Origin of the sequence: Lentzea sp. NPDC005914 (assembly GCF_040629405.1) — a bacterium.
In the GTDB taxonomy this organism is placed as follows: Bacteria; Actinomycetota; Actinomycetes; order Mycobacteriales; family Pseudonocardiaceae; genus Lentzea.
On record NZ_JBEXVQ010000005.1, the window covers coordinates 273110 to 290128 of the forward strand.

A 17019-nucleotide genomic window follows, 5' to 3' on the forward strand; every position below is an offset into this window, starting at 1 on the left:
GTGCAGGAAGAGCAGCAGGACAAGGTTGCCGACTACCTGAGGCGAGTCACGGTCGAGTTGCGCCGGACTCGTGAACGCGTCCTCGAGCTGGAGCAGAAGCACAGCGAGCCCATCGCGATCGTGGGCATGTCGTGCCGCCTCCCCGGTGGGGTGGTCACTCCCGAGCAGCTGTGGGACGCCGTTGTCTCCGAACGGGACCTGGTTTCCCCGTTCCCGGCGGACCGCGGCTGGGACCTGTCGTCGTTGCGCAGTAGCTCTTTGGCGCAGGAGGGCGGGTTCCTGGCGGATCTGGCCTCGTTCGACGCGGACTTCTTCGGCATCTCGCCGCGCGAGGCCCTCGGCATGGACCCGCAGCAGCGCATGATGCTGGAGCTCACGTGGGAGGCCCTGGAGCGCGCGGGCCTGGACCCTGCTTCGTTGCGGGGTTCCTCCACTGGCGTCTTCGTGGGCACGAACGGCCAGGACTACGCGGATCTGGTGTCGGTGGACGGCGACGGGCACGCCTCCACCGGCTTCATCGCGTCCGTGCTTTCCGGCCGTCTCTCCTACACGTTCGGCTTCGAGGGCCCCGCGGTCTCCGTCGACACCGCCTGTTCCTCTTCGTCCGTCGCGATGCACCTGGCGATGCAGGCTTTGCGTTCCGGCGAATGCTCTCTGGCGCTGGCCGGCGGCGTGACGATCATGGCCACGCCGAACTCGTTCATCGAGTTCACGCTGCAGCGCGGTCTCGCCGCCGACGGCCGCTGCAAGGCCTTCTCGGACTCGGCCGACGGTGTGGGCTGGTCCGAGGGCGCGGGCATGCTGGTGCTGGAGCGGTTGTCCGACGCCGTCGCGTCCGGTCATCACGTTCTCGGCCTTCTGCGCGGTTCGGCGGTCAACCAGGACGGCGCCTCGAACGGCCTGACCGCCCCGAACGGCCCTTCACAGCAACGCGTGATCCGCGCGGCTCTGGCCTCCGCCGGCCTGGCTCCGTCCGACGTCGACGCGGTGGAGGCGCACGGCACCGGCACGACGCTGGGCGACCCGATCGAGGCCGCCGCGCTGATCGCGACCTACGGCCAGGACCGCGCGGTCCCGCTCTACATCGGCTCCGTCAAGTCGAACATCGGTCACACGCAGGCGGCGGCGGGCGTCGCCTCAGTGATCAAGGTCGTGCAGGCGATGCAGCACGGCGTCCTGCCGCGCACCCTCCACGTCACGTCGCCTTCCTCGCACGTCGACTGGTCCGCGGGTTCCGTCTCCCTGCTGACCTCGGCCACCTCCTGGCCGTCCGTTGATCGGCCGCGCCGAATCGGCATCTCTTCGTTCGGCGTCTCCGGCACCAACTCGCACCTGATCGTGGAGGCGCCGGGGATCCCCCCGATTTCCAGCGTATCGACTTCGAGCCCGCCCCAACCGGGCTCGCCGAAATCTGTGGACAGCTCGGCGCCTGTGGACAACTCGACAGTTGTCGATCTTGCCGGTCCGGAATCGTCAGACCTCCGTGGGACGCTTGGAGTGGGGACCTCGGTCTCCCCCCGGGGCCCCCAGTCGGGATCGATTCAGGGCGGTGGCGTGCCGTGGCTGGTGTCGGCGAAGACCGAGACGGCGCTGAACGCGCAGATCGCACAGCTTGCTGACGTGTCGGCGGATGCGAGGGATGTCGGGTACTCGCTCGCCGCGCGCACGCTGTTCGATCACCGTGCGGTGGTGCTCGACGGTGCGGAGATCGCGCGAGGCACAGCGGCCGAGAAGCAGTTGGCGATGCTGTTCACCGGGCAGGGTTCGCAGCGGCTCGGCATGGGGCGCGAGCTGTACGAGGCGTTCCCGGCGTTCCGCCAGGCGTTCGACGAGGTCGCCCAGCACCTGGACGTGCGCGCGGTCATGTGGGGCGACGACGCCGAAGCGTTGCACCAGACTGGCCACGCGCAGCCCGCGATCTTCGCGCTGCAGGTCGCCCTCTACCGCCTGCTCGAGTCGTTCGGCGTCAAGGCCGACCATCTCGCCGGCCACTCGATCGGCGAGATCGCCGCCGCGCACATCGCGGGCGTGTTCAGCCTCGAAGACGCCGCAAAGCTCGTCCGCGAACGCGCCCGCCTCATGCAGGCCCTGCCCACCGGCGGCGTGATGATCGCACTCCAAGCCACCGAAGCCGAAGTCCGACCGCACCTCACACCAGGCATCTCCATCGCGGCCATCAACGGACCCGATTCGCTCGTCATCGCCGGCGCGGAAGACGAAGCCCGCGCGCTGGTCAAGAACTTCGAAGACCGCAAGACCAAGCAGCTCCAGGTCAGCCACGCGTTCCACTCGCCGCTGATGGACCCGATGCTGGACGACTTCCGCGCCGCGATCAGCGACCTGACCTTCAACGCTCCAGCCATTCCCGGCCTGGGTGACGTCGCGAACGCCGAGTACTGGGTCCGTCACGTCCGCGACACAGTCCGCTTCCACCACACCGTCACTAGCCTGGGAGACAAGAGGTTCCTCGAGATCGGCCCGGACGGCGTGCTGTCGGCGCTGGTCGGCGGCGCCATCCCGACGCTGCGAAAGGACCGCCCCGAACCTCAGGCCCTCGTCACCGCGCTCGCCCGCCTGCACGTCGAAGGCACCGGCGTCGACTGGACGCCGTTCTACGCAGGCGCCTCCCGGATCGACCTGCCCACGTACGCGTTCCAGCGGCAGCGTTTCTGGCCCTCGACCGCGAAGAACGCCGACGCGTCCGGCCTCGGCCTCACCGCGGTCGGTCACCCGCTGCTCGGCGCGGCGGTCGAGCTCGCCGGCGGGCAGGGCGTGCTGTTCACCAGCAGGCTGTCGGTCACGACGCAGCCGTGGCTCGCGGACCACGTCGTCGGCGGCCGGGTTCTGTTGCCCGGCACGGCTTTCGTCGAGCTCGCGTTGCGGGCAGCCGACGAACTGGGCCTCGACCGCCTCGACGAGCTGACGCTGTCGGCGCCGCTGGTCCTCAACGAGCCGGTGCAGCTCCAGGTCGCCGTGGGCGCGCTCGACGGAACTGGGCGCCGCTCCATCGCGATCTACTCGCGTCTCGACCCGGACACGCCGTGGCTCGAGCACTGCACAGGTTTCCTCGCGTCTGGAGCCGCTTCCGGCTTCGACACCACGGTCTGGCCACCCGCCGGCGCGGAAGCGGTTGCGCTGGAAGGGTTCTACGAGCGGTTCGCGGACAACGGCTTCGCGTACGGGCCGGCGTTCCAGGGCCTGCGCGCGGCGTGGAAGCTCGGCGACGACGTCTACGCCGAGGTCGCCATCGCGGATGACACCGACCGCTACGGTCTGCACCCCGCGTTGCTCGACGCGGCCCTGCACGCCGCCGACCTCAGCACGTCCGAGGGCGGCATGCCCTTTGCCTGGCAGGGTGTTTCGCTGCACGCGACGGGTGCTTCCGAGCTGCGAGTACGCATCCGTCCCCAGGGCGAGTCGTTCGCGGTCGCCTCGACGGACCCCAGCGGCACGCCGGTCGTGTCGGTCGACTCCCTCGTCACCCGCCCCATTCCCACTGACGACTCGAGCATCGCGCGCGAGGCGTTGTTCCACGTCGACTGGACGCCCGTCGCGCTGCCCACCGAGACCACCGAAGTCGAGCTGGAGCACGTCGTTTCCGATGGCTCGCCGGTAGCGTCCGCGCACGCCCTGACGTCGCAGGCCCTCGCGCGCCTGCAGCAGTGGATCGCGGACGAGCGCCAGGACCGTCTCGCCTTCGTCACCCGCCCCGGCGACCTGGGCGCGGCCGCGGTGTGGGGCCTGGTCCGGTCAGCGCAGACCGAGCACCCCGGTCGCTTCGTGCTGGTCGAGTCGGACGGCGACGTCCCGGCAAAGATCTTCGCGCTGGACGAGCCGCAGATCCGGTGGCGTGACAGTGAAGCGTTCGTGCCACGCCTGGCTCGTCTGGCTCCCGCTGACGAATTCTCTTGGCAGGGCAGGGTTCTCATCACCGGCGGCACCGGCGGGCTCGGCCTGGTGATCGCCCGCCACCTCGTCGCCACCCACGGCGTCCGTGACCTGCTGCTCGTCTCCCGGCGCGGTGAGGCCGACGTCGCGGAGCTGGAATCGTTGGGCGCCAGCGTGATCGTGGAGGCGTGCGACGTCTCCGACCGATCGGCGTTGGAATCGCTGTTGTCGCGGCACGAGGTCCGCGCCGTCGTGCACACCGCGGGCGTTCTCGACGACGGCATCGTCGAGTCCCTGACGCCCGACCGCGTCGACACCGTGTTGCGCCCCAAGGTCGACGCCGCCTGGCACCTGCACGAGCTGACCACCGACCTCGACGCGTTCGTGGTGTTCTCGTCCGTCGCGGGCACGATCGGCACCGCCGGTCAAGGCAACTACGCGGCTGCCAACGCGTTCCTCGACGCCCTGATGGAACACCGCCGCTCGAACGGTCTTCCCGGCACCTCACTCGCGTGGGGCCCGTGGATCGCGGGCATGCTCTCGGGCGCCGACGCGGAACGCATGGCGCGCACCGGAATCCCGGGCATCACCGTCGAGCAGGGCGTCGAGCTCTTCGACGCGGCTCTCGGCGCCGGCAACGCCGTCCCGGTCCGCCTCGACCTGCCGGTGCTGCGCGGCCGCGGCGACATCCCGCCGATGCTGCGCGGCCTGATCAAGACCCGTCCACGCCGCGTGGTCGCCGGTTCCTCCTCGGCCGTCTCGCTGACCAGCCGCCTCGCCGGCCTCGACGAGAACGGCCGCCTGGAAGCGTTGCTGGACCTCGTGCGCGGCCAGGTCGCCACGGTCCTCGGCCACGCGGGCACCGACGAGATCGACCCCGGCCGCGCCTTCCAGTCCCTCGGCTTCGACTCGCTGACCGCCATCGAACTTCGCAACCAGCTCACCACCGTGACAGGCCTGCGCCTGCCCGCCACCCTGATCTTCGACTACCCGAACGCGGGCGTGCTGGCCTCGTACCTGCGTGACGAACTCTTCGGCTCCGACACGATCGTTCCGTCCGCCGAGGTGCGTTCGGCGGTCTCCGACGACCCGATCGTGATCGTCGGCATGGCCTGCCGCTACCCCGGAGGCGTGTCGTCGCCGGAAGACCTGTGGCGTCTCGTGGTCGACGGCGTCGACGCCGTGACCGACTTCCCGACGAACCGCGGCTGGGACGTCGGCTCGCTCTACCACCCGGATCCCGACCACATCGGCACCTCCTACACGCGTTCCGGCGGCTTCCTGCACGACGCCCCGCTGTTCGACCCGGCCTTCTACGGCATGTCCCCGCGTGAGGCATTGGCGACTGACTCCCAGCAGCGCCTGCTGTTGGAAACCGCCTGGGAGTCCCTGGAACGCGCGGGCATCGACCCGGTTTCGTTGCGAGGCAGCGCGACGGGCGTGTTCGCCGGCGTCATGTACACCGACTACTCGGTCGTGATCAGCGGCAGCGAGTTCGAGGGCTACCAGAGCATGGGCAGCGCCGGCACGTTCGCGTCCGGCCGCGTGTCCTACACGTTCGGCTTCGAGGGCCCGGCCGTCACCGTCGACACCGCCTGCTCGTCCTCCCTGGTCGCCCTGCACCTGGCCTCCCAGGCCCTGCGCAACGGCGAATGCTCCCTCGCCCTGGCCGGCGGCGTGACCGTCATGTCCACGCCGTCGACGTTCGTCGAGTTCTCCCGCCAGCGCGGCCTGTCCGCAGACGGCCGCTGCAAGTCCTTCTCCGACAACGCCGACGGCGTGGGCTGGGGCGAAGGCGTGGGCCTGCTGGTCCTGGAACGCCAGTCCGACGCGCTGCGCAACGGCCACACCGTCCTGGCCGTGGTCCGCGGCTCCGCGATCAACCAGGACGGCGCTTCGAACGGCCTGACGGCGCCGAACGGCCCGTCACAGCAACGCGTGATCCGCTCCGCCCTCGCCTCGGCGGGCCTGTCCGTGTCAGATGTGGACGTGGTCGAGGCCCACGGCACCGGCACGACTCTGGGCGACCCGATCGAAGCCCAGGCCCTGCTCGCCACCTACGGCGCTGATCGGCCGTCGCCTCTGCTGCTCGGCTCGATCAAGTCGAACATCGGTCATTCCCAGGCCGCCGCGGGTGTCGCGGGCGTGATCAAGATGGTCCACGCCATGCGCCACGGCCTGGTCCCTGCGACCCTCCACGTCGACGAGCCCTCCACCCACGTGGACTGGGAGGCCGGAGACATCACCCTCGTCACCGCCGCCACCTCTTGGCCCGCCGTCTCTCGCCCGCGCCGCGCGGGCGTCTCGTCGTTCGGCGTTTCGGGGACGAATGCGCACGTGATCTTGGAGGCTCCGGGCCTTCAGGAATTGTCAGACCTGCCTGAGATGATTGGGATGGGGGGTGGTTCCCCCCGGGGGGCCAGCCAACCCGGATCGATTCAGCAGAGCGACGGCGACCGCGACCTCGCGCGCGACGGCGACCTTGCGGGTGCTGGCGACCTCGCGGGCCACGGCGATCTCGCGGGTGCTGGAGATCTCGCGCGCGACGGTGACCTCGCGAGTGTTGGCGTGCCGTGGCTGGTGTCGGCGAAGTCGGCGGTCTCGCTGGACGCGCAGGTCGAACGGGTGCTGGAGCTGGCTGGCGACCGGCGGGACATCGGGTACTCGCTCGCGTTGAAGACGCAGTTCGACCACCGGGCTGTGGTGCTCGGCGGGAAGGTCGTCGCCCAGGGCGCGGTGAGTGGAAAGCCGCTGGCCTACGTGTTCTCCGGGCAGGGGTCGCAGCGGCTGGGCATGGGGCGTGAGCTATATGAGGCGTTCCCAGGATTCGCGCAGGCGTTGGACGAGGTACTGGAACACCTCGATGGCGTGCGCGAGGTCATGTGGGGTGACGACGCCGAGGCGCTGAACCAGACCGGGAACACGCAGCCCGCGATCTTCGCCGTTCAGGTCGCGCTGTACCGGTTGCTGGAGTCGTTCGGGCTGAAGCCCGCGAAGGTCGCCGGGCACTCCATCGGCGAGATCGCGGCCGCCCACGTCGCCGGGTTGCTGAGCCTCGCGGACGCGGCGAAGCTCGTCCGGGCACGCGCCAGCCTCATGCAGGCGTTGCCGGTTGGTGGCGCGATGGTGTCGGTCATCGCGTCCGAAGAAGAGGTGCGCGCGCACCTGACTGTTGGCGTGTCCATTGCCGCCGTCAACGGGCCTCGGTCTGTGGTGATCGCGGGCGTCGAAGAAGAAGTGCTCGCTATCGCGGAGAAGTGGAAGAACAAGCGGCTCAAGGTCAGCCACGCGTTCCACTCGCCGTTGATGGAGCCGATGCTGGACGACTTCCGTGCGGCGATCGCGGACATCGAACTCCGCGAACCGGTTGTCGGAATGTCAACATCCGGCGATGTCGCCACCGTCGACTACTGGGTCAACCACGTGCGTGACGTGGTGCGCTTCCACGACAACGTCACTCGGCTGGGTGACGTGACTTTGCTTGAGGTGGGGCCGGATGCGCAGTTGACGGCGATGGTTGACGGGTTGATTCCGACGTTGACGCGCGTCAAGTCTGATGTTGAATCAATGTTGACTGCATTGAGTCAAGTACATGTTGACGGAATCAATGTTGACTGGACACAGCTGTATACAGGCGGTCGACGAGTCGACGTGCCCACCTACGCGTTCGACCACCAGTCGTTCTGGCCGGAGAGCACCACGAAGTCGGACGTCCGGTCGGCGGGCCTCGGTGCGGTGGAGCACCCGCTGCTCGGCGCGGCTGTCGAGCTCGCCGGAGGAGCGGGCTACCTGTTCACGGCGAGGCTGTCGCGGCGGTCGTGGCTGGCCGACCACACCGTGCACGGCGCGGTGCTCGTGCCGGGCGCGGCGCTCGTCGAGCTGGCGGTGCGGGCGGCGGACGAGGTCGGCCTCGATCGCGTCGAGGAGCTGACGCTCGCGGCACCGTTGGTGCTGCCGGAGAGCGGTGGTGTTCAGGTCCAGCTGATCGTGGGTGTCCCAGAGAACGGTCGGCGCTCGATCACCATCTACTCCCGGCCTGAGACGGCGGTCGACGAGCCGTGGACGGAGCACGCCACCGGTGTGCTCGGATCCGGCGGGGACATCGCCGAGGTGGGCGAGTGGCCGCCGCGTGCGGAGCCGGTCGACGTCGCGGATGCGTACGAGCGGTTCGCGAAGAGCGGGTTCGAGTACGGGCCGGCGTTCCAGGGGCTGCGGACGGCGTGGCGGGACGGCGACACCGTGTTCGCTGAGGTCGCGCTGCCCGAGGGCGTTGCCGCGGGCGGGTTCGGGTTGCACCCGGCGCTGCTCGACTCGGCGCTGCACGCGGCGTTGCTGGTGGACGACGGTGCCGGGTTGCCGTTCTCGTGGGAAGGCGTGTCGCTGCACGCGACCGGCGCGACGGCGTTGCGCGTCAAGTTGATCCGCAACGGGAGCAGCATCGCGATCGCTTTGGCCGACACCGCCGGTGCGCCGGTCGCCTCGGTGGACGCGCTGGTCGTGCGCGCGGTCTCGGCCGAGCAGCTGAGCACGGTGGACCGCGACTCGCTGTTCCAGCTCGACTGGGCCGACGTGGAGCTGCCCGCAGAACCTGCCTCGAACGTCGTGGTGGAGCACGTCGTCGCCGAGGGTGAGGTCGTCGAAGCCACGCACACCCTTGTCGCACAAGCGTTGGCGCGGCTGCAGGAGTGGATTTCCGAACAACGGCAAGAGAAGCTCGTGTTCGTCACCGGCATGGGCTGTCTGGCGGGTGCGGCGGTGCGGGGTCTGGTGCGGTCGGCGCAGACCGAGCACCCCGGCCGGTTCGGCATCATTGACACCGACTCCGGCGAGCTCGTGCCGCGGGCGCTGGGTGTCGACGAGCCCGAGCTGATCATTCGCGACGGCGTCGTGAAGGCCGCTCGCCTCGTACGGGCGACCGCGGTGCGGCGCGAGGTCACGTGGCAGGGGCCGGTGCTGATCACCGGCGGCACCGGCGGGCTGGGCGGCGTCATCGCGAAACATCTTGTCGCGCAGGGCGTTGACGAGCTGGTGCTGGTCAGCCGGCGCGGCGAGAAGCCCACGTGGGCCGGCGAGCTGGACGCGCGGGTCACCGTCGCGAAATGCGACGTCAGTGACCGCAAGGCGGTGCAGAAGCTGCTGAAGAAGCACCCGGTCCGGTCGATCGTGCACGCCGCGGGTGTGCTGGACGACGGCGTGATCGAGTCGCTGACGCCCGAGCGGGTGTCGAACGTCCTGCGCCCCAAGGTCGACGCCGCCTGGAACCTGCACGAGCTGGCCGGCGAGCTGGACCGGTTCGTGCTCTTCTCCTCCGTCGCCGGGACGCTCGGCAGCGCGGGACAGGGCAACTACGCGGCGGCCAACGCGTTCCTCGACGCTCTCGCTCAGGGCCGCCCGAACACCGTCTCACTGGCCTGGGGTGCCTGGGAAGGCGGCATGGCCGGGAATCTGTCCGAAGTGGACGTCGAACGCATGCGCCGCGCCGGTATGCCGCCGATCTCGGTGGATCAGGGCATCGAGCTGTTCGACACGGCCATCGCGCACGGCGGCGCCGCGCTGGCACCGTTCCGCCTCGACCTCGCGGTGTTGCGGGCCAAGGGTGAGGTGGCGCCGGTGTTGCGCGGCCTGGTGCGGACGCGGTCGAAGCGTTCGGTGGCGGGTTCCGACACCGCGGTCACGCTGGTGGCGCGGCTGTCGGCGTTGTCCGAGGCCGACCGGGTGGCGGCATTGCTCGACGTCGTCCGCACCGAGGTCGCGGGCGTGCTCGGTCACGGTGGTGTGCAGGCGATCGACCCGGCGCACCAGTTCCGGGATCTCGGCTTCGACTCGCTGACCGCGGTCGAGCTGCGCAACCGGCTGACGGCCTCGACCGGTATCCGCCTGCCCGCGACGCTGATCTTCGACTATCCGACGTCGGCCGCGCTGGCCTCCTACCTGCGTGACGAGCTGCTCGGCGCCGCTTCCCCGGTGGAGTCGCTGCCTGCGCTGGTGTCCACTTCGGACGATCCGATCGTCATCGTCGGCATGGCCTGCCGTTACCCCGGTGGAGTCACGACGCCGGAAGAGTTGTGGCAGCTCGTGATGGACGAGGTCGACGCGGTCACCGGCTTCCCTGCCGACCGCGGCTGGGACCTCGAAGGCCTTTACCACCCGGATCCCGACCACATCGGCACCTCCTACACGCGTTCGGGCGGCTTCCTGCACGACGCGGCCGAGTTCGACCCGTCGTTCTTCGGCATGTCACCGCGGGAAGCGCTCGCGACCGACACCCAGCAACGCCTGCTGCTGGAGACCGCGTGGGAGGCCTTGGAACGCGCGGGCATCGACCCGACCTCGTTGCGGGGCAGCGCGACCGGCGTGTTCACCGGCTTGATGTACAACGACTACCAGTCCGTAGTCGGTGGCGGCGACATGGAAGGACACCAGGGACAGGGCAGCGCGGGCAGCGTCGCGTCGGGCCGCGTGTCCTACGTGTTCGGCTTCGAGGGCCCCGCGGTCACGGTCGACACCGCGTGCTCGTCGTCGCTGGTCGCGATGCACTGGGCGATCCAGTCACTGCGGTCGGGGGAGTGCTCGCTCGCTCTCGCCGGTGGTGTGACGGTGATGTCCACGCCGTCGACGTTCGTCGAGTTCTCCCGGCAGCGCGGTGTTTCCGAGGATGGCCGCTCCAAGGCGTTCTCCGACTCCGCCGACGGCGTGGGCTGGGCCGAGGGCATCGGTCAGGTCGTGCTGGAACGCCAGTCCGACGCGGTGCGCAACGGCCACCGGATCCTCGCGGTCGTGCGTGGTTCCGCGGTCAACCAGGACGGCGCTTCGAATGGTCTGACGGCGCCGAACGGCCCATCGCAGCAGCGGGTGATCCGCGCGGCGCTGGCGTCGGCCGGCCTGTCGGTCGCCGATGTCGACGCCGTCGAGGCGCACGGCACCGGAACTCCGCTGGGCGACCCGATCGAGGCTCAGGCCCTGCTCGCCGTCTACGGCCAGGACCGCCCATCGCCTTTGCTGCTCGGTTCGGTCAAGTCGAACATCGGCCACTCGCAGGCCGCCGCCGGTGTCGCGTCGGTGATCAAGATGGTGCAGGCGCTGCACCACGGTGTGCTGCCGCGCACCTTGCACATCACCGAACCGTCGTCGCACGTCGACTGGGAGGCCGGCGCCGTCGAGCTGCTGACCTCGACCCGTGCCTGGCCTTCTGTGTCCCGCCCGCGCCGCGCGGGCGTCTCGTCGTTCGGCGTTTCGGGCACGAACGCGCACGTGATCTTGGAGGCTCCGGGCGGTCCGGAATTGTCAGACCTGCCTGAGATGATTGGGATGGGGGGTGGATCCCCCCAGGGGGCCAGCCAACCCGGATCGATTCAGCAGAGCGGTGGCGACCGCGACCTCGTGCGCGACGGCGACCTCGCGGCTGCTGGTGGCCTCGCAGACGACGGCGACCTCGTGGGTGCTGGTGGCCTCGCAGACGACGGCGACCTCGTGGGTGCCGGTGACCTCACAGGTGACGGCGACCTTGCGGGTGCTGGCGACCTCGCGGGCGACGGTGATCTCGCGGGTGACGGCGTGCCGTGGCTCGTCTCGGCGAAGTCGGCGGAGGCCCTGGAAGCCCAGGTCGAGCGGATCAGGGCGGTCGAGGCCGACCCGGTCGACATCGGGTTCACGCTGGCGGCCAGGGCGAGCTTCGACCACCGCGCGGTGATCATCGGGCACGACGTGGTCACCGGGCGGGTCACGACCGCGGGCAAGACCGTGTTCGTGTTCCCCGGCCAGGGCTCGCAGTGGGTCGGCATGGGGCGCGAACTGCTGGCGAGCAACGAGGTGTTCGCCAGCAAGATCGCAGAATGTGACGCGGCGCTGCGGCCGTTCGTCAGCTGGTCGCTGGTCGAGGTGCTGAGGGACGAGCTGGAACTGGACCAGGTCGACGTCGTGCAGCCCGTGCTGTGGGCGGTCATGGTGTCGCTGGCCGAAGTGTGGCGCTCTTACGGCGTTGAGCCGCAGGCGGTCGTCGGGCACTCGCAGGGCGAGATCGCTGCGGCGGCGGTCGCCGGGGCGTTGAGCCTGCAAGACGCGGCGCGCGTGGTGGCGTTGCGGTCGCAGGCGGTCGACGAGGCGTTGTCGCGGCGCGGTGGCATGTTGTCGGTGTCGCTGCCCGTCGACGAGGTGCGGCCGCTGATCGCGCGCTACGAGGAGCGGGTAGCGGTCGCGGCGGTCAACGGGCCGCGGTCGACGGTGGTCGCGGGTGAGGTCGAGGCGCTCGCGGAGATCGTGGCCGAGTGCGTCGAGCGAGATGTCCGGGCGCGGATGATCGCCGTGGACTACGCCTCGCACACGCCGCAGGTCGAGGCGATTCGCGAGCGGGTGCTCAACGACCTCAAGGGCATCGAACCTCGCACCAGCGCGATCGCGTTGTACTCCACGGTCACCGGCGAGCCGGTCGACACCGCGATCATGGACGCCGCCTACTGGTTCACCAACCTGCGGCAGACCGTCGAGTTCCAGAACGCCACGAACGCCTTGCTGCGCGACGGTTTCCAGTTCTTCGTCGAGCCCAGCGCCCACCCCGTGCTGACGATTGGTGTCGAGCAGACCGCCGAGGCCGCGGACACCGAGGCCGTGGTGCTCGGAACGTTGCGGCGCAACGAAGGCGGCCGCAAGCAACTGCTCACGGCGCTGGCCCAGGCCCACGTGAGCGGCTTGAACGTCACCTGGGACTTCAGCGGCGGCAAGCTGGTCGACCTGCCGACGTATGCCTTCCAGCGTCAGCGGTTCTGGCCCGCCGGGCAGGTCCGCAGCGGTGACCCGTCCGGGCTGGGCCTCAGCGCGGTCGAGCACCCGTTGCTCGGCGCGGCTGTCAGCGTCGCGGGCAGCGAGGACGCGCTGTTCATGTCGAGGCTGTCGACGCGCTCGCACCCGTGGCTCGCCGATCACGCGGTCGGCGGCAGGATTCTGTTGCCCGGCACGGCGTTCGTCGAGCTGGCGGTCAGGGCCGGAGACGAGGTCGGCTGCGAGAAGCTCGACGAGCTCACGATTTCCGCGCCGCTGGTGCTCGACGGGTCGGTGCAGCTGCAGGTCGCGGTGCGGGGCGAGGACGGGAACGGCCGTCGTGCGGTCGTGATCTACTCGCGCACCGACGACGACGCTCCCTGGATCGAGCATGCCTCCGGAAGCCTCTCGCAGGGCAGTGCTGCCAGTGACTTCGACGCGACGACCTGGCCGCCGAACGCGGAAAGCGTTGACGTTGAAGGAGCTTACGAGCGGTTCACGGAGATGGGCTTCGAGTACGGGCCCGCGTTCCAGGGCCTGCGGGCGGTGTGGCGGGACGGCGACGACGTGTACGCCGAAGTCACCACGACCGAGAGCACGGCGGGATATGGCCTGCACCCGGCGTTGCTCGACTCCGCGCTGCACGCCGCATTGCTCGCAAAGGAGGGCGCTGGGCTGCCGTTCTCGTGGGAAGGCGTGTCCCTGCACGCCACCGGTGCCACCGAGCTGCGCGTGCGGTTGCGCTCCCACGGCGACGCGATGGAGATCGCGCTCGCCGACACCACCGGACAGCCCGTCGCCACGGTCGAGTCACTCGTCGTGCGGCCGGTCGCGTCGCCACGGAACGAGGTTGAGCGCGACTCGCTGTTCAGGCTCGAGTGGACGCCGGTCGCACTGCCCGAAGCCGCCGCGGAGAACGTCGTTGTAGAGCACGTCGTCGGCGACGGCAACGTCATCGAGTCGACACGGGCGCTGACGTCGCGCGTGCTGGCCAAGCTCCAGGAGTGGATCTCCGGCGAACGCGCCGAGCGGCTGGCTTTCGTCACCCGCGAAGGAGATCTGGCCGGACAGGCGGTGTGGGGCCTGGTGCGGTCGGCGCAGACCGAGCACCCCGGCCGTTTCGTGCTGGTCGACATCGACGACGACGCCGTGTTGCCGCAGGCACTTGCGGCGGACGAGCCGCAGCTGCGCATCAGGCAGGGACAGCTGCAAGCGCCGCGCCTGACTCGTGCGGCGGCCGCGCAGGAGACCGTCTGGGAAAGCCCGGTGCTGATTACCGGCGCCGGCGGGCTTGGCAGTGTGATCGCGCAGCACCTCGTCGCCGAGCACGGCGTCACGGAGCTGATCCTCGCCAGCCGGAGCGGCAAGAAGCCGGACTGGCAGGTGGACGCGGCCGTCAAGGTCGTCAAGTGCGATGTCAGCGACCGCAAGGCGTTGCAGCGACTGCTGAAGAAGCACACCGTGAAGTCGGTCGTGCACACCGCCGGCGTGCTGGACGACGGCGTGATCGAGTCGCTGACGCCCGAGCAGTTCGACACCGTGCTGCGGCCCAAGGTCGACGCCGCGTGGCACCTGCACGAGTTGTTGCCTGACGCCAGGATCGTGCTGTTCTCGTCCGCCGCGGGCATTCTCGGCGGCGCCGGGCAGGGCAACTACGCGGCGGCCAACGCGTTCCTCGACGCCCTCGCCCAGCACCGGCCGAACGCCGTGTCGCTGGCGTGGGGCACCTGGGAAGCCACGGTCGGCCTGACCGGGTCGCTGACCGACGCCGACCGGGAACGCCTGGTGCGGGCCGGAATGCCGCCGATCACGCCGTCGCAGGGAACCGCCCTGTTCGACGCGGCGATCGCGAGCGGCGAGGCGGTGCTGCTGCCCGCACGGCTCGACCTCGCGACGTTGCGAGCGCAGGGTGAGGTTCCTGCGTTGCTGCGAGGCCTGATCCGGACCCGAGCACGGCGAACAGTGGCCGGATCGGACACGGCGACGGGCCTGGCCGCGAAGCTGCGGTCGTTGGGTTCCAGCGAACGCCTCGACGCGCTGCTCGAGCTGATCCGCGCACAGGTCAGTGCGGTGCTGGGATTGGAGAACTTCGACGCGGGACGGGCGTTCCGCGATCTCGGCTTCGACTCGCTGACTGCTGTCGACCTGCGCAACCGTCTCACCGCGGTGACCGGGCTGCGACTGCCCGCGACGCTCGTGTTCGACTACCCGACCGCGCATGTTCTGGCGACATTCCTGCGTGACGAACTGTTCGGCGCGGACGGCGGTTCGGTCGTCGCCACGCGAACTGTTTCGGACGACGACCCGATCGTGATCGTGGGCATGGCGTGCCGGTTCCCGGGCGGGGTGTCGACGCCCGAGGACCTGTGGCAGCTGGTGCTGGACGGCACCGACGCGATCTCCGAGTTCCCGTCCGACCGCGGCTGGGACCTCGGCACCTTGTTCTCCGGCAACGACATCGGCACCTCGGCGACGCGGCTCGGCGGCTTCCTGCACGACGCGGGCGAGTTCGATCCGGCGTTCTTCGGGATGTCGCCACGCGAAGCCCTGGCCACGGACTCGCAGCAACGCCTGCTGCTGGAGACCGCGTGGGAGGCCTTCGAGCGCGCTGGAATCGACCCGGTGTCGTTGCGGGGCAGCGCGACCGGTGTGTTCGCCGGCGTCATGTACAACGACTACGCGCAGCTGCTCGGCGGTGAATTCGAGGGCCACCACGGCACGGGGTCGTCGCCGTCCGTCGCGTCCGGCCGAGTGTCCTATGTGCTCGGTCTGGAAGGCCCGGCCGTCACGATCGACACGGCCTGCTCGTCCTCGCTGGTCGCCATGCACCTCGCCGCGCAGTCGCTGCGGACGGGGGAGTCGTCGCTGGCGCTCGCCGGTGGTGTCGCGGTGATGTCGACTCCCGCGACGTTCATCGAGATCTCCCGGCAGCGCGGCGTCTCGTCGGACGGGCGCTGCAAGGCGTTCTCCGAGGGCGCGGACGGCACCGGGTTCTCCGAGGGTGTCGGCCTGCTGGTGCTCGAACGGCAATCGGACGCCGTGCGGCTGGGCCACAACATCCTCGCGGTCCTGAAGGGCACCGCCGTCAACCAGGACGGCGCTTCGAACGGGTTGACGGCGCCGAACGGTCCTTCGCAGCAACGGGTGATCCGCGCGGCTCTGGCCTCGGCGGGTCTGCCGCCTCTCGATGTCGACGCCGTGGAAGCGCACGGCACGGGTACCTCGCTGGGCGACCCGATCGAGGCGCAGGCGTTGCTCGCGGTCTACGGGCAGGAGCGGTCCGAGCCGCTCTACCTGGGTTCGATCAAGTCGAACATCGGCCACACGCAGTCGGCCGCTGGTGTCGCCGGTGTCATCAAGATGATCATGGCGCTGCGGAACGGCGTGCTGCCGCAGACCCTGCACGTGTCCGCGCCTTCCTCGCACATCGAGTGGGACGCGGGTTCTGTCGAGCTGCTCACTTCGTCGCGCGACTGGCCTGCCGTCGCACGTCCGCGCCGCGCCGGTGTGTCCTCGTTCGGCATCTCGGGCACGAACGCGCACGTGATCTTGGAGGCTCCGAGTGCTCAGGAATTGTCAGACCTGCCTGAGATGATTGGGATGGGGGGTGGATCCCCCCAGGGGGCCAGCCAATCCGGATCGATTCCGAACCTGGACCCGAGCTCGAACCCGGACCCGACTCCGAACCCGATTCCGGTGCCGCTGGCGGTGTCAGCGAAGTCCGCGGGAGCGCTGCGAGCGCAGGTCGAGCGGATCAAGGCGCTGGTCGCGACCGGCGTACCGGCGAACAACGTCGGATTCTCGCTGACCGGCCGGACCAGGTTCGAGCACCGAGCGGTGATCATCGGCGACGAGATCGTCGAGGGCGCGGTAGTCGACGCCGGCCCAGGCCCGGTGTTCGTGTTCCCCGGCCAGGGCAGCCAGTGGCACGGCATGGCGGTGCGACTGCTCGACGAGGACGAGACCTTCGCAAGGTGGATGGCCGAGGCAGACCGGGCGATCGCGCACCACGTCGGCTGGTCGGTCATCGAGGTCCTCAGGGGCGACGCCGAGCTGCTGGAGCGCATCGAGATCCTGCAGCCCGCACTGTTCGCGATCATGATCTCGCTCGCGCAGACGTGGCGCGCCAACGGGATCGAGCCCGCGGCGGTCGTCGGCCACTCGCAAGGCGAGATCGCCGCCGCCTACATCGGCGGCGCGATCAGCCTCGACCAGGCCGCGCGGATCGTGGTCAAGCGGTCGCAGCTGTTCGCGGACGAGCTCGTCGGCAACGGAGCGGTCGCCAGCATCGCCCTGCCCTCGACCGAGGTCGAGAAGCTGCTGCCGGACGAGCTGGCGATCGCGGGGGTCAACAGCCCGCACGCCTGCACGGTCGCC

The 17019-nt window shown here is 69.9% G+C and carries 1 protein-coding gene (running past one end of the window); it reads left to right on the top strand.

From position 1 onward, the window contains the following. Positions 1-17019, top strand: the 5' portion of a protein-coding gene (locus ABZ345_RS09670) for a type I polyketide synthase (RefSeq protein WP_359844805.1). 11064 nt of this gene lie beyond the right edge of the window; 17019 of the gene's 28083 nt are visible here — the first part of the coding sequence; the start codon lies at positions 1-3; its stop codon lies beyond the right edge, outside the window.